We start from the raw sequence: 16,566 nt of genomic DNA on the forward strand, positions 1-16,566 counted from the left end.
GCGCGAGGCATGGCAAACGGCAGCAGGGTCCTGTACCTGTCCTACGACGGCATGACCGACCCGCTCGGCCGGTCGCAGGTCCTGCCATATCTGGTCGAGCTCTCCGCGATGGGCCACGACATCACGGTCGTCAGCTTCGAAAAGCCGCACCGCCGCAGCGCCATGGACCACGTCCGCGCGATCTGCGCCGAAGCCGGCCTCCACTGGAACCCGCAAACCTACACCAAGCACCCCCCGATCCTTTCGACCTGGCTCGACATCGCCCGCATGAACGCGGTCGCGGAACACCTGCACGCCGAGCGCCCCTTCGACCTCGTGCACTGCCGAAGCGATCTTCCCGCGCTCGCCGGCCTTCGGCTGAAGCGCCGTCACGGCCTGCCGTTCCTGTTCGACATGCGCGGCTTCTGGGCAGACGAGCGAGTGGACGGCGGACTGTGGAACCTCCGCAACCCGCTGTACCGGGCGGTCCACGCCTACTTCAAACGGCAGGAGCGCGCCTTCATGCGCGATGCGGACGCGGTCGTCAGCCTTACCCATGCCGCGGAGGCGCCCATCGCTTCCGAGGCTCCCGGGATCGCCGTCGACGTCATTCCCTGCTGCGCCGACCTCGCCCTGTTCACGCCTCCCACGGCTCAGGAACGAAGCGCCGCCCGGGCCAGTCTCGGCATTCCACAGGAAGTGCGGGTCCCGGTCTATCTCGGCTCCATGGGCACCTGGTACATGCTGGGCGAGATGCTGGATGCCTTCGCGGTCCAGCGCGCCCGCTCCCCCGGCGCGACCATGCTGTGGGTGACGCCGGACTCGCCCGACCTCATCCATGCCGAAGCAAGCCGGCGTGGCCTTCAGCCCGGCAGCCTCGTGATCCGGTCAGCCACCCGGAACGAAGTCAGGGGCCTTCTCGCCGCCGCCGACTATGGCCTGTTCTTCATCAAGCCGGCGCCATCCAAGGTCGCAAGCTCACCCGTGAAGCTGGGCGAACTGCTCGCCATGGACCTGCCGGTGCTCACCAACGGCGGCATTGGCGATGTTGAGGCCATCCTTCGTGAAAGCGGCGCCGGCGTCACCATCGACCGCTTCGATCCCGCCACGTACGCCAATGCCTTGGAGCGGCTGGAGGGCCTCCGCCCCGACCCAGTGCAGGCTGCGGACACCACCCGCCGCTGGTTCGACCTCGACGAAGGCGTGCGCCGCTACGACGCCATTTACCGCCGCGTCAGTCTAGGTAACCGGCGTATCGCTCCGCTAGATATTCGCTGAGGCACTCCCGCCAGTCCCGCATCCGGTACAGTCCCCGCAGCTGCAGCTTCTTCGGGATCAGCCGTTCCGACGCCGGCCGGGGCGCGTAGAACTCCTGCGCAAAATACTCCGATCCAACCGGCGTGATCGTGACCTTGTCTGCCAGCCCCACCGCCTCAACCAGGTGCCGCGCTACATCCAGCCGGCTGGTGATCCCCGCACAGACGAGGTTGTACACGCCCCACAACCGTTCCTGCAGCAGCAACTCGACGTTCCGGGCAAAGTCGATCGTGTAGGTCGGCGTGCCCAGCTTGTCGTCGACCACCTTCAGATCGGTCGCGCCGGCCTTCAGCTGCGCCATCAATTTCTGGACGAACTTCTTGTCCTTCGCCGGCCCCCCGCCCATCATCCAGCCCGCGCGGCAAACCAGGTGCTGCCGGCAGTTCTGCGTCACGAACAGCTCGCCCATATATTTGCTGCGCGCATAGTGGCCGAGCGGATTGGGCTGGTCCCAATCGTCGTACGTGTCCTGCGCCCCGTCGAAGATGCCCGCCGTGCTGATGTAGAGCAGTGGAATGTCGAGCTCATTCGCGATGTGCACCGCATTCTCGACCGCCAGCGTGTTGGTCGCGTAAGCGTCGTTCGGGTTTTCCTCGCAATATTCCAGGCTCGTGTGCGCGCCGAGGTGGAACAGCATGTCCGGCCGGAACTCCAGAACGTCGCGCCGGTACGCCTCTCGATCCCGGAAATCGAGAAAGCTCAACCAGTCCGCGTTCACGTCCTTGTCCGTGCAGCGCAGCTCGTGCCGCTCCCCGAACACCTGGTGAAAGGCCTCGCCCAGCATCCCGCCGCTGCCGGCCATGTAGATCCGCATCGCTCTGTGTCAGTCCTTCGCTAGCGTGTCGGCCAGCACCCGCCGATAGTCGCCGGCGATAGCGTGAAGCGAGTAGCGCGCAACCGCGTCCTCCCGCGCCTGCTCGCCCAGGCGCCGCCGCAGGTCCGGCTCGTCGATCAGCCGCCGCAGCGCCAGCAGCCACTCATCGATGCTCCGCACCAGCAGCCCATTCTCCCCATCCCGGATGATGTCCGGCGTGGTCCCGACCGCCGTCGCCACGCACGGAATGCCGAACGCCATATACTGGATCGCCTTGAGCCCGCTCTTGCCGGTCACCCAATCGTCGTCCGTCAGCGGATAGACACCTATGTCCAGCGCCTGCAGGTCCTCGACCTCCCGTTCCGCGGTCCAGCGCACCACGTCCAGGTCCACCCCCGGCAGCTCGTAGTCGAAGTTCCCGATCACCCGCAGCCGGAAAGTCCGCTCCCGGGCCAAGTCCTGGAACACCGGCCGCAACAGGTCGAGGTACCCGCGCGAGCTGAACGTCCCCGTCCACCCGATCGTCACCGGTCCCTCGCTCCGCGCCACCGCCGGCACGAACCGGTCCGTGTCCACCGATGACGAAATGTAGGCGCACGCTCCCGCCCGGTTCAGCGCCAGGCATTTGGCGTTCAGCGCCGGCGAGCTCGTCACCACATGGTCCGCCCTCTCCACCAGCAGCCGCGCCTTGCCAGTCCCGCGCAGCCAGCGCAGCAGCGGGTTCGGGTCCGCCGCCCCGCGCTCCTGCTCGCCCAGGACCACGTTGTCCTCCACGTCGAACACCAGCCGCTTCGCCAGCGCCCGCGTCCACCGCTCGAACAGCGACCCGCCCACCGGCGTCACCCACATGAACACATAGACGAGATCGTACCGCCCCACCCGCGTGAGGTCCCGCACTCGTCGCGCAAAGCCCTTCAGCGTCCCCCACGCCTTCGCCGCCAGATGCCCCGGCCGATACGCCACCTCCCACAGCGCCATGTCCATGAAGGGCGAGACAGTCACCTCGTACCCCACCGCCCGCCAGTCGCCGTAATATTGCTCGAACTTCAGCCGCTGCCCCGCACCCGTGTTCAGGGGATAGGGGCACAGCACCAGGATGCGCCGGCTCATGGCGCCGCGCGATATCCCAGGGCGACCCAGTAAGGCTCCCGCTCACTGAAGCGGATGTCGGTCAGCCCCGCCGCGGCCATCATCGCCGCGATCTGATCACGGCTGAACCGTTGCTCCAGCCGCGTTCCGAACCGGTCGAGCGCATCCGTCCGCATCGTGTAGAAACTCGTGTGCCGGTAGGAACTGAGCGGCAGTCCCGACACATCCCGTCCAAGCCGCTCGGCGGCCCGGGCGCCCCGCGCCAGCGGCCAGTACACACCCGCCGCGAGCGCCGTCGTCGCCGCCTTCCGCAGCGGAAACGGCAGCCGATGCACTCCCCTCCGCAGCCAGTCGCTCGCCTTCCACAAGCCTCGAAACCACCCCGGTCGCCCGTCGAGCGCATAGTACAGATACAGCAGGAACGGCGCGTCGGGCTTCAGCTTGCGCACGCAATCCGCCAAAGCCCGGCCCGTGTCCGGCACATGGTGCAGCACCCCCAGCGAGTAACCGAAGTCCTGACTCCCGTCCGAAACCGGGATCGTGTCCGCAGCGGCCTCGTGGAACCGCACATTCCCCCGCCCGCCGAGCCGCTCCCGCGCAACCGCCAGCGCCTCTGCCGAGGGGTCCACACAGTGCAGCAGCCCCACCCGCCGCGCGACCCCGTCCGCCCACCGCCCCGATCCGCAGCCCAGGTCGAAGCCCTCGGCGTCGGCTGGCAGCCGCTCCCACGGAAACAGGTGGAAATAGCGGTCGAACAGCTCGGCATACTCGCCCCCGGTCAGCGCACGCTGGTCGAACGCACTCCACTCCCTCCCGAAGCCCTCGACCGTCCGCGCATCGATGTTCCGCGCACCCGTCATGCGGGATCCCGCAGCAATCTCGCGACCACCTCCGGCAGCGCATCGCTCCAGCGCCGCATCGGCCAGTTGAACTCCCGCTCGAACGTGCCGCAGTCCAGCACGCTGAACATCGGCCGCCTGGCCGGTGTCGGAAACTCAGAGGACGGGATCGGCACGACCTCGGCGCTCGGCCCAGCCTGCGCCGCGCTGACAGCGAAGATCGCCGACGCGAACTCGGCCCAGCTGCACGGCCCCGCGCCCGCGACATGCATGGTCTCCCCCAGCCCTTCGCTGCCCCCCGCCCGCCAGCGCTCCGCCACCGCAAGGATCGCATCCGCAAGGTCATCTGCAGGGGTCGGACAGCCCCGCTGGTCGTCCACCACCCGCACCACGTCCCGCTCCCTTGCCAGCCGCAGCATGGTCGAGACAAAGTTGCGCCCGTGCCCGCCGAACACCCACGACGTCCGCAGGACCAGATGCTCCGGGTTCGCCGCCCGCACCTGCTCTTCGCCTGCAAGCTTCGACGCGCCGTAGACGTTGAGCGGACCCGTCGCGTCGTCCGGCCGCCAAGGCCACTCTCCGAGACCCGGAAAGACATAGTCGGTGGAGATCTGGATGACCCGAGCCCCGACCTCCCGCGCAGCCGCCGCGACCTCTCCAGCCCCGTCAGCATTGACCCGGAACGCCCGCTCGGGCTCCTGCTCAGCCTGATCCACCGCGGTGTAAGCGGCGGCGTTCACGACTAGGTCCGGCCGAATCTCTCGAATGACCGCCGCCGCACGCCCGGGCTGCTCCAGGTCCAGCTCCGGCCGCCCAATCGCATGGACCTCCAGCCCCCTCACCTCCGCGGCGCGTTCGACCAAACTCCGCGCCAGCTGGCCCTCTCGCCCGGTGATCAGCAGTCTCACTTCGCGGTTCCCAACCGACCCCCGGCATAACGCTCGCGTAGCGGCCGCCACCACCAGTCGTTCGCCAGATACCAGTCGACCGTCTCCGCCAGCCCCTGCTCGAACGTCCGGCCGGCCTTCCAGCCAAGCTCCCGTTCCGCCTTCGCTGGATCGATCGCATAGCGCCGGTCATGCCCCGGCCGATCCTCGACGAAGGTGATCAGTTCCCGCCGAGACCCGCTCCCACTCAGCGGCCGGCGCTCGTCCAGCAGGTCGCAGATCGCCTCCACCACCTGCAGGTTCGTCCGCTCCGCCCGGCCCCCGACATTGTAGCTCTCGCCCACTCGCCCCCGGGTCAGCACCAGTTCCAGCGCCGCCGCGTGATCGTCCACGAACAGCCAGTCCCGAACATTCTCGCCGCGTCCATAGACCGGCAGCGGCTTGCCCTCGAGCGCATGCAGGATGGTCAGCGGGATCAGCTTCTCGGGAAAATGGTAAGGCCCGTAATTGTTCGAGCAGTTCGACAGCACCACCGGCAGCCCATAGGTCTCGTGCCACGCCCGAACGAAGTGGTCGGACGCGGCCTTCGAAGCCGAATAAGGCGACGACGGCGCATAGGGGGTCTCCTCCGTGAACACGCCGCTGTCGAACGGCAGGTCCCCGAATACCTCGTCGGTGGAGATGTGGTGGAAGCGAAATGCCGCCCGCGCCCCCCTATCCAACCCCCGCCAATAGGCCAGCGCGGCATTCAGTAATCGGAACGTGCCGACCACGTTCGTCTCCACGAACACGCCCGGCCCGTCGATCGAACGGTCGACGTGGCTCTCGGCGGCGAGGTGCATGATGCCCTCGATCCGCTCCTCCGCCAGCAGCGCCCCGATCCGATCCGCGTCCGCGATGTCGGCCTGCACGAAGCGGTAGTTCGGAGCCTGCTCCACATCCCGCAGCGACGTCAGCGTGCCCGAATAGGTCAGCTTGTCCACGTTCACGACGCGATAGCCGGCAGCGACCAGCCTGCGGACGACCGCGCTGCCGATGAAACCGGCCCCACCGGTGACCAGGACGCGCTTCACCTTCTCAGAACCCCGTATCGGCTTGGGCCAAGAGTGGAGCCGCCTGGTCCTTGGCCGACAGCGTCAGCTCCGCCTCTTCCAGCGGCCACTCGATCCCGATCGCCGGATCGTTCCAGCGGATCGCCCGGTCATGCGCGGCACTGTAGGGAGCCGTCACCTTGTACTGCACCTCGGTGTCGGGCTCGAGCGTCAGGAAGCCATGCGCGAAGCCAGCGGGCACCAGCACCTGATTCCACGCCTCCGCCGACAGCACGACGGACACCCACTGCCCGAACGTCGGCGATCCGCTCCGGATATCCACGGCCACGTCGAACACCGATCCGCGCGTCACCCGAACCAGCTTCTCCTGCGCGAACGGCGGCGACTGGAAGTGCAGCCCCCGCAGCACGCCCCTCGCGCGCGACAGTGAGTGATTGTCCTGCACGAACTGGAGCTCCAGCCCCGCTTCCCGCCACGTCTCCGCGTTCCAGACTTCCGAGAAGAAGCCGCGTTCGTCGGCAAAGCGCCGGGGCCGGATCTCCCGCACGCCCAGGCCAAGGTCGCGGACCTCAAGCACCGGTGATCTCGTGCGCGCGGCGGCGGAGGTAATCGGCATATTCCGTCTTGCCCAGCCGATCCGCCCGGGCATGGACCTGCTCCGCCGTCAGATAGCCGAGCTCGAGCCCGATCTCCTCCAGGCACATGATCTTCAGCCCCTGCCGGCGCTCAATGGTCCGGACGAAGGAGGACGCGTCGTGCAGGCTCTCGTGCGTGCCGGTGTCCAGCCAGGCATAACCCCGCCCCAGCCGCTTCACCTGCAGCGTTCCCCGCTCCAGATAGGCGCGGTTGATGTCGGTGATCTCCAGCTCGCCCCGTGCTGACGGCGTCAGTCGGGCCGCGATCTCCACCACCTCCCGATCGTAGAAATAGAGCCCGGTCACAGCCCAGGTGGACTTGGGTGCGGCGGGCTTCTCCTCGATGGACTGCGCGCTGCCAGTGGCGCTGTCGAACTCGACCACGCCATAGCGCTCCGGATCCTCCACCGAGTAAGCGAACACCGTCGCTCCGCTCTGTTGGCTGGCGGCGTCACGCACCAGCTCAGGCAAGCCCGCGCCATAGAAGATGTTGTCGCCCAGGATCAGCGCGACCGACTGCCCCCCGATGAACTCGCGTCCGATCAGGAAGGCTTCGGCCAGGCCATTGGGCTGCGCCTGCTCGGCATAGGACAGGCTCACGCCATAATCGCTGCCGTCTCCCAGCAGCGCCTGGAACCGCGGCAGGTCCGTCGGGGTCGAAATGATCAGGATGTCGCGGATGCCGGCGAGCATCAGCACGCCGAGCGGATAATAGATCATGGGCTTGTCGAAGACGGGCAGCAGTTGCTTCGACACGGCCAGGGTCGCCGGGAACAACCGGCTCCCGCTGCCACCCGCCAGGATGATCCCTTTCAACGCCCCACCTCGCCGCTCCAGCCCGCTTCACGCTTGCGCAAGCATGGCACAGGCCTGCTCACAAGGGGTAAAGGCGATAGGGCACCCAATATTGTGCGTGGGTGGCGAAGTTCAGCCACACGAACTGCACGGCCAGCGCATAGAGCACCACCAGAGCCCGGCCGAAGCCTTGCGTCGTGAACACGCTCGTCGCCCGGGCAAACACGGCCACCTGCAAGGGTAGGAGGTAGAGCGCCAGCCGGTCCACTGCGGTCGAGGACGGCAGGACGAACAGCAGCACCAGGCAGGCGATCGCCGCAAAGGAAAACAGCCGCCACATCCTCCGCTCCCGCGGACTGAAGCCGAACGCCGACGGTCGCAGCAGGAACAGCACGGCGGGGATGACGCTCATCGCGATGCGGATCGCCGCGCCCTGGGAGCTGTACTCCGCCTCGATGTAGTTGCGCACGAAGCCCTCCACGGCTGGCGCCAGCATCAGGTCGTACAGCAGGATGAAGCAGGCCGTGCCGGCGATCAGGTTCAGCAGCCGGTTGCGCTCGGCGGCGAAGATCACCAGCGGCAGGACCGCGATCGCCGTCCGGTGGAAGACCGCGGCGACCAGCGCATAAACTGCGAAGCGCAGCACCGAACCACCCCGGATCACGCTCGCCAGCCCTGCCATCAGCACGCCCAACGCCATGGCTTGGCGGGTGTAGCCCATGCCCACGACGATGATCAGGTAAGGCACCGCCACCACCATGGCCAGCCACGGGTCCGACTGGGCTTGGGCGAAGCGCACCAGCCCCCAGGCGAAGACCGCCGCCGCCACCAGGTTCACCAGCCACAGCCCACCGCCGACCTGCTGCACCGTCCAGTTCAGCAGCTGGTATCCAGGGTCGCCGAAGTTCAGCACCCGCTCCAGCCGGACATAGCCTGTCCAGGCGAACATCTGCCGGTAGGATTCCCAGTCCGCCCCGACCTGGAACCGCAATCCGATCATCAGCGCGACCAGCAGCCCGCCGAGCAACAGCAGCGGCCGGCTGGTCCGCTCCGCCTCGACCGCGCTCCGCCCCGTCGCGAGCAGCGCTCCGGAGGCAAAGAAACCGAACAGGAGCCAATAGGGAAACATGCTTGCCCGCCGGGATAGGTTCGGCACCCCCGCCCGTCCAGCACCTCTCGCCCAATCCGCGGCGGGCATGTATCGCCAGCCCCATGGACGACGTTCGATACCGCCGGAACCCCGAGGTGCTGTTTGGAGAGCTTGGCGAGGACATTGTCGCGCTCAGCGTGGCGCGCGGGCTCTGCTACGGAATGGAAAATGTGACCGCTGAAGTCTGGTCGCTGCTCGAACAGCCGAAAACGCGCGCGGAACTGTGTTTTGAGCTCATGAATCGCTACGAAGTCGACGAAAAGCGGTGCGAAAAAGACGTGTTTGTGTTACTCAACGAGATGCAAACCGAGGGCCTGATCGAGCGCTGCCCCGCCGCTTAGCCCGGGAACTCCGCCGCGAGGAATGCCGCCACGGCCAGCGTCGGCAGCAGCTTGTTGCGATACTCGTCCTCCACCCGCGCGAACCGCTTGGGATCGGTCATCCACCCCGTCCCGCGAGGCCAATCTTCTACCATCTTTTCAACAACTTGCATGTCGATGAGCTCCGCCACGATCGGGTTGGCGGAGTAACGCCGAAAGGCACCGAGCACCTGATCGGGACGAAACTGCTCAAACCAGTCCGCCTGCTGGTAGGCGCGGTCCCGATTTTGAATAACGGCCTGAGGCAATCGATCCGAAAACGCGAGCGAAAAGGCCGGACGATCCTCCTCTCCGAACAACGCTTTAGCAGGAAAGCTTAACACCAATTCTACCAAGCGCCGGTCGGCAGTCGGATCCCGTACGTCCAGTCCGTACACCGCCCCGCTGATCCGCTCCGCATTGTCGATCTGCAGCAGACTTTCCCGCAGAAAAGCGCGGTAATTGGCCGGCGGCCGGTGATCCGCCATCCTTGCTCGACGCAACCCTTCCGCCCTCGCCCGCCACGGCTCCCGCAGCAGCGGCAGGCTGACCTCGATCTCCGTTCCGCCCCTCACCCACGAACGCAATCCATCGTAGAGCCATCCAGGCACCAGCGGCCCCAGCAGCCGGGTTCCGGCATTCCGCACGCCCCGCTCCCGCACGAACCGTACCCCCGCAGCCGCGAACGCCCTCCACTCTCGCTCGTGCGCCAGGTCACGGACCGCCGACGGCCCGCCGGCGCTCACCGAGAAGTTCCCGACCTGCCCCGTCAGGAGCACCGTCACGCCGTCCCGCGCCGCCTGCGCATTGATCGCTGCCCACCAGGGCAAGTTCGATGGCGTCAGCAAAGGCGCGACCTGCGCCTCCTGCAGGCGCTCGAGCAACGCCAGGGGATCGTCGCCTTGCGATCTGCAGATCTTGTGCCGGAGGTTCGGATGAAGCGTCGCCGTCGCACTGGCGAGTTCGCTCTCGTCGATCGGCAGCCCGGACGGCGCGCGCTCTGCTAATCCCTCGGACGGCGCTCCGGTGTAAGCGAGGACCTCCTCCCCTTGTTCACGCAGCAGGCGAGCAGCCGTCGCGGCAACGACCCCGCTATCCCGCCCCCCACTCAGGTGAGCCGCGACCGCCCCGCGCTCCCGACGAAGCTGAGCACCGACCGCGCGGTCGAGTTCGGTCCTGAATGCCTCCGCACACTCCTGGACGGATCTGAACTGGCGAGGTTCGGTCGGCGGGCTCCATAGCGGGACGACGCCCTCAGTGCTGTCCCCGATCAGAACGGCATGACCCTGCGGCACGGATCGGATGCCTTTGAACAGGCTACCAGCCGTCCCCACGTAGGTTCCGCCAGCGAGGATCGCGACAAGAGCCTCATCGTCCAGCTGTCGTGGTCCCTTGGCCGCGAGTAGCCCCCGAATCGACGAGGCGAACCCCACTGCCCTCGCATCGCTGCAGAAGAAGAGGCTCCTCATTGAGAGGGGGGAGCGAGCAAGGCAAAGCCGCCGAACATCACCCTCCCAGGCTGCCAGCGCATAATCGCCAAGCAGGTGATCGAGGCAGCTGATGCCCCAACGCCGCCAGGCCCGGACGACCAACCCGCAATCTCCAAGCGTACTGCCGAGGGGCAAATCCAGTCCCAGGCGGTCGACGACCTCGTCACGATTGTCGATCCGGCCGTCGAACACCAGCAGGCCTTCGAAGGACGCCCGAAGAACCTGCGGGCGCCGGGCATCCTGTGAAGGGACGGAACCAGAAAGGCAGCCGAATGCGACGTCAGCCGCACTCGCAAGCTGCGGCGCATCCTGCCCAACCCGTTGATGCGCCTGCAAGATCGTCGCGCAGGCGCGGGCCGGTTCGACGTCTCCGGACCGCCGCCAGTAGCCGGCGATGGGCGTCATTCAGGTGGGCGGTGGCAAATCAGGAGCGCTTGTTGTTGGCCCCGGGAGTCCCGTCGTTCGGGTTGCCCGGCCCGGCCTCCGCAGCCCCCGCTTTCATGCGCCGGAGCGTCGGCGTGGTCCAGGTCTTCTTCTCGGTCTTGTTGGTCATGCCCACGCGGCCCCTTCGATCTATCGGGAGCTTAGTGACCAGCACCTTCCTTCGCAATTCTCTCATCAAGGAGGCCGCGACAAAACGTCGCCATGCGCGCAACCAGCTCCGGGAGGGCCGCGAGGTCCCGCTGGATTTCCAATTCGAAGACCGGCGTGGACGAGGCGATTTCGAGACACCTGCGCCAATGCCGGTCGAGACTCCCGGTCACTGCTGCCCAACTTCCCCGATAGATGTTTTCCACCAAGGCGTTCATCGCTGCGGCTCCACCAAGTGAGCGGATCCCGGGAGCATCGCCACTCACCAGGATGAAGACACCCCCAAGCTGGCGGGCCTTCTGCTGGACTGGGCGAAGCGGGACGTCGAATTTGTCGTATCCCGGGTCCCCAGCGTAGGATCGAGGATAGTCACCTGGTTCCAGCTCGAGAGCAGCGAGGGTGTTCCTCCACAAACGTACGCGCGGCAGTCCGGGGCCGATCCATGCCCAGCCGTCAGATCCCAGCGTCACCGCACAGACATCGTCGGCGAGGACGCGCGCTCCGTACTGGTTGAAGTAAGCGGCCAGCGTGGACTTCCCCGCACCAGGGGGCCCCATGAAGGCGAAGGCGGTTCCGTCGATGTCGATCGCGTTCGCATGGAGCGGCAGCACTCCGCGCTGGTGCAGCAGCAATCCCATCGCCGATCCGAGCAGATAAAGGCGGACGTTCGCCTCCACCGCTCCGGCAGCTGGGTCCACGATGATCTCCCGCCCGCCCGCGACGGAGTAGCTTCCGACACCAGGAACGCGGAATCCGGCGCCGTTCGGCAGCAGGCAGATGTCCTCGGAGGAGCCAGCGGGCACGTCGCTGCGGCCAAGCCGCACGGTTACATCCGGCCTATCCACCCAATCCCCCTCGCTCAGCCGATGCAGTTCGGGCAGCGCGAGTTCACTCCGCACGCTCAGGCCATAAAGAGAGTAGGCGTGGGTCAAGATGGCCGGAGCTGCTGCGCTGGGGGTCCAGCGGACGAGCGCATCTCCCGTAGCAGCCACTCCCGAAAACGTTTGATCTTCGGAACATTCAGGCGCTCGGGCGGGGTCACGAGCCAGTAGGCGTAGCCGGCCGTGGAGGTCTGCTCGAATGGCTGGACCAGGCGCCCGTTGGCCAGATCGCCGCGCCAGAGAAATGGCGTCAACAGGGCGAAACCCTGGCCCGCCATGGCCGCATGTCCTTCGTTGGCCTGATTGTCGAGGCGGATGCCGCCGCGCCGGCGGGAGTTGTCATAAGGGACGCCGGCGTCCTTGAACCAGATCGTCCACCATTCGTCCTGCGCCCCGATCAGGGTGAGGTCCGGGAGGTCCGATGGACGCACGTTGCGGCCATACTCGCGTTCCAGCTGCCTCAAACAATCCGGGCTGCACATGGGCGTGAAGTCGGACCGCATCAGCAGCTCGCAGTGGAGCCCTTCCCACCGGCCGTCACCGGCCCGGATCGCCAGATCCGCGTCGCCGCCGCGCAAGTCGGCGAGGCCGTTGCTGGTCTCGAGCCGCACAGCAAGGTCGGAATGCTGCATCTGAAATGAACCCAGGGTCCAGACGAGCCAGGTATTGGCAAAGGTGTAGGTTGTCGTGACGGTGAGCGTGGCCTCGTCTTCCTGTCGAGTGATCGCGAACGCCGCCTCCATGGTGTCGAAGGCTTGCGTCAGGGACGGCAGCAGCCTCTGCCCCAAGGGTGTCAGTCGCGCCCTTCCCTTCTCGCGGACGAACAGCGGCGCACCAACCCGGTCTTCCAGCGCTTTGACCTGGTAGGAGACTGCCGCCTGCGTCATGCCGAGCTCGCCCGCGGCGAGGGTGAAATTCTCATGTCGCGCAGCCGCTTCGAAGACTCGGATCGCAGCAAGGGGAGGAAGCCGCCTCATCAACTCACCTGATAAACCTGGCTTATGGATGTTGTCCATCCTTCGATTGGCGAAACGGCTGCGCAACGACTAATTCGAGATCAGCGCCGGCGGTGGCTCCATCCCCTCAGCCAAGCCTCTCGCCGGCGCCTACGACAGGGAAGGAGAACATTGTCATGGCTTATGGCCTGAGCACCCGCATGCACCTTGTCGACGAGCCCGGTTCGAGGGTCGTCGACAGGCCCCACCGGTCCACCTCCGCGGCTTACGCAGCGGCCTGGACAAGACTTCGCAACGAAGAGCGGCTCGCACTTGTCGAACGCCACCTCAACAAAGCCGCTTAAGCGGCTACGTAAACAGGAGAAAAGCCATGCGTGACGAACTCTTCGATCGCGACTTCCAGGCCGGCCGGGCCGACCTGTTCGCGGGCGTGGACCGCCTCGTCCACTCGGTCGCACTCGCTTTCGAGTACCTGCACCAGCGGCAATGGGATGCCCCCTGGAAACACGACCGCCGCCGCAGCAAGAAGGCCGGAGTGGCGTGAGGGCCGCTCAGCCGCCTCAATTGCACAGGCGTGATCCCTCGCTTATAGGCGCTGCATCGCCCCGGCCCTCGCGTCGACTCATCGACCCTTGTGGCCGGGGCGCCGTCTTTTCAGCGCGAGGAAACACGCATCCATGGCTCGCCGCCGCCAGATCTACGAGGGCAAGGCCAAGATCCTCTACGAGGGTCCGGAGCCGGGAACGCTGATCCAGTATTTCAAGGATGACGCCACAGCATTCAACGCCCAGAAGCGTGGCACGATCAGTGGCAAGGGCGTCATCAACAACCGCATCAGCGAGCATATCTTCACCTCGCTCGCGAGCATCGGCGTCCCCACGCATTTCATTCGCCGTCTCAACATGCGCGAGCAACTCATTCGTCAGGTGGAGATCGTTCCCATCGAGGTGGTGGTCCGCAACGTGGCCGCCGGCAGCCTCAGCAAGCGGCTCGGCATCGAAGAAGGCACGCAACTGCCTCGGACGATCATCGAATATTACTACAAGGACGATGCGCTGGGTGATCCGATGATCGCCGACGAACACATCGCCTGCTTCGGTTGGGCAAGCCAGGAAGAGATGAACGACATCGCCGACATGGCGATTCGCGTGAACGACTTCATGAGCGGCCTGTTCGCCGCGATCGGAATCCGGCTGATCGACTTCAAGCTGGAATTCGGCCGCGTTTGGGAAAACGACTACAGCCGGATCATCCTGGCGGACGAGATCAGTCCGGACGGCTGCCGCCTGTGGGACATGAAGTCTGGCGAAAAGCTAGACAAGGACCGCTTCCGCCAGAGTCTCGGCGGCGAGGCCGAGGCCTACCAGGAGGTCGCGCGCCGTCTCGGCCTGCTCGAAGGCGAGGAGAACGCAGTTCTGGACTTTGACAGCCACCGCAAGAAGCGCGGCAAATAACGGGTCGGTTCGCGGCAGCCCTCTGATGCGCCTCGACGAGGTACCGCGCTGCTCCGTGGATTGCTTCGTCGCTACCCTGCTCGCAAAGACGATCCGATGCCCCTCCCCCGCGTTCGTGTCGTCACTCTCAACGCCGCTCTCGGTCCGCTCGACTACCGCGTCCCGGACGGCCTGGTCGTCGAGGCCGGCAGTGTCGTCGTGGTGCCGCTTGGACCCCGGCAGCTGGTGGGGGTCGCGTGGGAGGCTGAGCGGCTACCCACCGAAGAGGTCGGCGACAATCGCCTACGCCCACTAGCCGGGGCGCTCGATGTCCCGCCGATCCCCGCTCCCTTACGCAGACTGACCGAGTGGACGGCAGATTATTATCTTGCACCACTACCCGCCGTTCTGCGGATGGTGCTGCCTTCGTCTTCCGCGCTGGAGGGCTCCCGGCAGCTGATCGAGTATCGCTCGACCGGGCTCGTGCCGGGCCGGCTCACACCTCAGCGTCAGCAAGCGCTGGAGAGGCTTCAGGGTCGGCAGGGCACCATCCGGGAACTCGCGCAGCACGCAGAGGTGACCGACGCCGTCCTCCGCGGCCTTGTCCAAGCCGGCGCACTGGAGCGGATCGCCGTCAACGCCGACCAGCCGCTCGACTGTCCCGATCCGGACTTCGCGCCGCCGACCCTCAATTCCGACCAGAGGAGTGCGGCCGACACACTCTGCGCCAGTGTGGGGCGCGGCTTCGATCCCGTGCTGCTCGACGGCGTGACCGGCTCCGGCAAGACGGAAGTCTATTTCGAGGCGATCGCCGAGTGCCTGCGGCAAGGAAGGCAGGCGCTGGTCCTCCTGCCGGAGATCGCGCTGACCGAGCCCTTCCTCAAGCGCTTCCAGGTCCGATTCGGCTGCTTGCCGAATGCCTGGCACTCCGGCTTGCGCTCGTCCCAACGCCGGACCGCCTGGCGTGGAATCGCGAGCGGCGAGGCAAAGGTCACCGTGGGCGCCCGCTCAGCGCTTTTCCTACCTTACGCGAACCTCGGCCTCATCGTGGTGGACGAGGCCCATGAGCCCACCTTCAAGCAGGAGGACGGGGTCCAGTATCATGCCCGCGACGTCGCGGTGATGCGGGGCAAGTTCGAGGACATTCCGGTGATCCTGTCCTCCGCGACACCGGCGATCGAGACGCGCCACATGGTCGAGATCGGGCGCTACCGTGAGGTGAAGCTGGAGAGCCGGTTCGCCGGTGCCCAGCTGCCCCAGATGAGAACGGTGAACCTGACGCAGGATCCTCCGCCGCGCGGGCGCTGGCTGGCCCCGACCCTGGTGACGGAGATCCAGGCGAACCTGGAGGCTGGCGAGCAGAGCCTTCTGTTCCTGAACCGCCGGGGTTTCGCGCCTCTGACGCTTTGTCGAAACTGTGGCCATCGCTTCCAGTGCCCCAACTGCACGGCCTGGATGGTCGAACATCGGCTGATGCATCGCCTCGCCTGCCACCATTGCGGCCACGTCATGCCCCCTCCCCGCCTGTGTCCCGAGTGCGGCGAGGAAGACAGCCTGGTCGCATGCGGGCCCGGCGTGGAGCGGATCGCGGACGAGGTGCAGGCCATCTTCCCAGAGGCGCGGACAGCGATCGTGACCAGCGACACCATTTGGTCGCCGGCCAAGGCTGCCGAGTTCGTCGCTCAGATGGAAGAGGGAGCCATAGACATCGTCGTCGGCACGCAGCTGGTCACGAAAGGCTATCATTTCCCCAGCCTGACGCTGGTCGGCGTGGTCGATGCCGATCTGGGCTTGCAGGGCGGAGACCTGCGTGCGGCCGAGCGCACGTTCCAGCAGGTCGCCCAGGTCGCTGGGCGCGCAGGTCGCGGCGACAAGCCCGGTCGCGTGCTGGTGCAGACCCACGATCCTGGCGCAGCCGTGATCGAAGCACTGGTCAGCGGGGACGCGCCGGCCTTCTACGCGGCCGAGACACAGGCCCGTCACGAAGCGGCCATGCCGCCGTTCGGCCGGCTGGCAGCAATCATCGTCTCGTCCGAGGATCGTGAGGAGGCCGAAGCCGTGGCTCGCCGCTTGGGACAGGCCGCACCCCACGTCGAGGGCATGGCGGTCTTCGGCCCTGCACCAGCTCCGCTCGCGATGTTGCGGGGCCGCCACCGTCAGCGGCTCCTGGTTCACGCCGCTCGCAGCCTCGACGTGCAGGACGTCATTCGCAACTGGTTATCGAAAGTGGAATGGGGTGCGAAGGTCCGGGTGGCGGTGGATGTCGACCCCTACAGCTTCCTGTGATCGCGATACAGAG

The 16,566-nt window shown here is 66.5% G+C and carries 17 protein-coding genes; 5 read left to right on the forward strand and 12 right to left on the reverse strand.

What is annotated here, in order from left to right; genetic code table 11:
* The first annotated feature begins 9 nt into the window (after nucleotides 1-9).
* Nucleotides 10-1,257 (forward strand): glycosyltransferase, encoded by a 1,248-nt coding sequence (locus JT720_RS07090; RefSeq protein ID WP_205480429.1) that lies wholly within the window; start codon nucleotides 10-12, stop codon nucleotides 1,255-1,257.
* On the opposite strand, the gene JT720_RS07095 is transcribed toward JT720_RS07090, so the two are convergent.
* The 8 genes from JT720_RS07095 to JT720_RS07130 are packed head-to-tail and all read right to left on the reverse strand — an operon-like array spanning nucleotide 1,214 to nucleotide 8,536.
* Nucleotides 1,214-2,110 carry an SDR family oxidoreductase gene (locus tag JT720_RS07095; RefSeq protein WP_205480431.1) on the reverse strand — a complete coding sequence of 299 codons (897 nt, stop codon included), beginning with the start codon at nucleotides 2,108-2,110 and terminating at the stop codon, nucleotides 1,214-1,216. The two genes, JT720_RS07090 and JT720_RS07095, sit on opposite strands and share 44 nt — an antisense overlap.
* 9 nt (nucleotides 2,111-2,119) lie before the next feature.
* Entirely contained in the window at nucleotides 2,120-3,220 is a 1,101-nt protein-coding gene (locus JT720_RS07100; protein ID WP_205480433.1) for a glycosyltransferase family 4 protein, read from the reverse strand.
* Nucleotides 3,217-4,059 (reverse strand): class I SAM-dependent methyltransferase, encoded by an 843-nt coding sequence (locus JT720_RS07105; RefSeq protein WP_205480435.1) that lies wholly within the window; start codon nucleotides 4,057-4,059, stop codon nucleotides 3,217-3,219. The genes JT720_RS07100 and JT720_RS07105 overlap by 4 nt, the downstream gene beginning before the upstream one ends.
* Nucleotides 4,056-4,946 carry a dTDP-4-dehydrorhamnose reductase gene (gene rfbD, locus JT720_RS07110; RefSeq protein ID WP_205480437.1) on the reverse strand — a complete coding sequence of 297 codons (891 nt, stop codon included), beginning with the start codon at nucleotides 4,944-4,946 and terminating at the stop codon, nucleotides 4,056-4,058. The genes JT720_RS07105 and rfbD overlap by 4 nt, the downstream gene beginning before the upstream one ends.
* Entirely contained in the window at nucleotides 4,943-5,998 is a 1,056-nt protein-coding gene (gene rfbB, locus JT720_RS07115) for a dTDP-glucose 4,6-dehydratase (protein WP_205480439.1), read from the reverse strand. Before rfbB ends, rfbD begins: the two co-directional genes overlap by 4 nt.
* Before the next feature lie 4 nt (nucleotides 5,999-6,002).
* The gene (rfbC, locus tag JT720_RS07120) at nucleotides 6,003-6,554 is read right to left on the reverse strand and encodes a dTDP-4-dehydrorhamnose 3,5-epimerase (protein ID WP_336511964.1); all 552 of its coding nucleotides are present in this window, start codon (nucleotides 6,552-6,554) and stop codon (nucleotides 6,003-6,005) included.
* Nucleotides 6,547-7,428: a glucose-1-phosphate thymidylyltransferase RfbA gene (gene rfbA / locus JT720_RS07125; protein ID WP_205480443.1), complete on the reverse strand. Its 882-nt coding sequence runs from the start codon at nucleotides 7,426-7,428 to the stop codon at nucleotides 6,547-6,549. The genes rfbC and rfbA overlap by 8 nt, the downstream gene beginning before the upstream one ends.
* A 58-nt stretch (nucleotides 7,429-7,486) precedes the next feature.
* A complete protein-coding gene (locus JT720_RS07130; protein ID WP_205480445.1) occupies nucleotides 7,487-8,536 on the reverse strand; it encodes an EpsG family protein in 1,050 nt (349 codons plus the stop codon).
* Nucleotides 8,537-8,619: 83 nt separating this feature from the next.
* Between JT720_RS07130 and JT720_RS07135 the strand changes: the two genes are divergently transcribed.
* The gene (locus tag JT720_RS07135; protein ID WP_205480447.1) at nucleotides 8,620-8,898 is read left to right on the forward strand and encodes a PqqD family peptide modification chaperone; all 279 of its coding nucleotides are present in this window, start codon (nucleotides 8,620-8,622) and stop codon (nucleotides 8,896-8,898) included.
* Here JT720_RS07135 and JT720_RS07140 read toward each other — a convergent pair.
* The 4 genes from JT720_RS07140 to JT720_RS07150 are packed head-to-tail and all read right to left on the reverse strand — an operon-like array spanning nucleotide 8,895 to nucleotide 12,855.
* On the reverse strand, nucleotides 8,895-10,811 hold the full coding sequence (locus JT720_RS07140) for an asparagine synthetase B family protein (RefSeq protein WP_205480449.1): 1,917 nt from the start codon (nucleotides 10,809-10,811) through the stop codon (nucleotides 8,895-8,897). The genes JT720_RS07135 and JT720_RS07140 overlap by 4 nt on opposite strands.
* Before the next feature lie 19 nt (nucleotides 10,812-10,830).
* The gene (locus JT720_RS14035) at nucleotides 10,831-10,959 is read right to left on the reverse strand and encodes a hypothetical protein (protein WP_272873180.1); all 129 of its coding nucleotides are present in this window, start codon (nucleotides 10,957-10,959) and stop codon (nucleotides 10,831-10,833) included.
* 31 nt (nucleotides 10,960-10,990) lie between these two features.
* Complete coding sequence (locus JT720_RS07145; RefSeq protein ID WP_205480450.1) at nucleotides 10,991-11,929, reverse strand: phosphoenolpyruvate carboxykinase (ATP); 939 nt, start codon at nucleotides 11,927-11,929, stop codon at nucleotides 10,991-10,993.
* Nucleotides 11,926-12,855: a LysR substrate-binding domain-containing protein gene (locus tag JT720_RS07150; RefSeq protein ID WP_205480451.1), complete on the reverse strand. Its 930-nt coding sequence runs from the start codon at nucleotides 12,853-12,855 to the stop codon at nucleotides 11,926-11,928. Before JT720_RS07150 ends, JT720_RS07145 begins: the two co-directional genes overlap by 4 nt.
* Nucleotides 12,856-13,204: 349 nt before the next feature.
* On the opposite strand from JT720_RS07150, the gene JT720_RS07155 reads away from it, so the two are divergent.
* From JT720_RS07155 to JT720_RS07165, 3 genes are all read left to right on the forward strand, one after another.
* Complete coding sequence (locus JT720_RS07155; RefSeq protein WP_205480452.1) at nucleotides 13,205-13,378, forward strand: hypothetical protein; 174 nt, start codon at nucleotides 13,205-13,207, stop codon at nucleotides 13,376-13,378.
* Between the two features lie 133 nt (nucleotides 13,379-13,511).
* Nucleotides 13,512-14,288 (forward strand): phosphoribosylaminoimidazolesuccinocarboxamide synthase, encoded by a 777-nt coding sequence (gene purC / locus JT720_RS07160; RefSeq protein ID WP_205480453.1) that lies wholly within the window; start codon nucleotides 13,512-13,514, stop codon nucleotides 14,286-14,288.
* Between the two features lie 96 nt (nucleotides 14,289-14,384).
* Complete coding sequence (locus JT720_RS07165; protein WP_205480454.1) at nucleotides 14,385-16,553, forward strand: primosomal protein N'; 2,169 nt, start codon at nucleotides 14,385-14,387, stop codon at nucleotides 16,551-16,553.
* The last annotated feature ends 13 nt before the right edge of the window (nucleotides 16,554-16,566 follow it).

It is taken from the genome of Sphingomonas arenae (assembly GCF_016924655.1).
Lineage (GTDB): Bacteria > Pseudomonadota > Alphaproteobacteria > Sphingomonadales > Sphingomonadaceae > Sphingomicrobium > Sphingomicrobium arenae.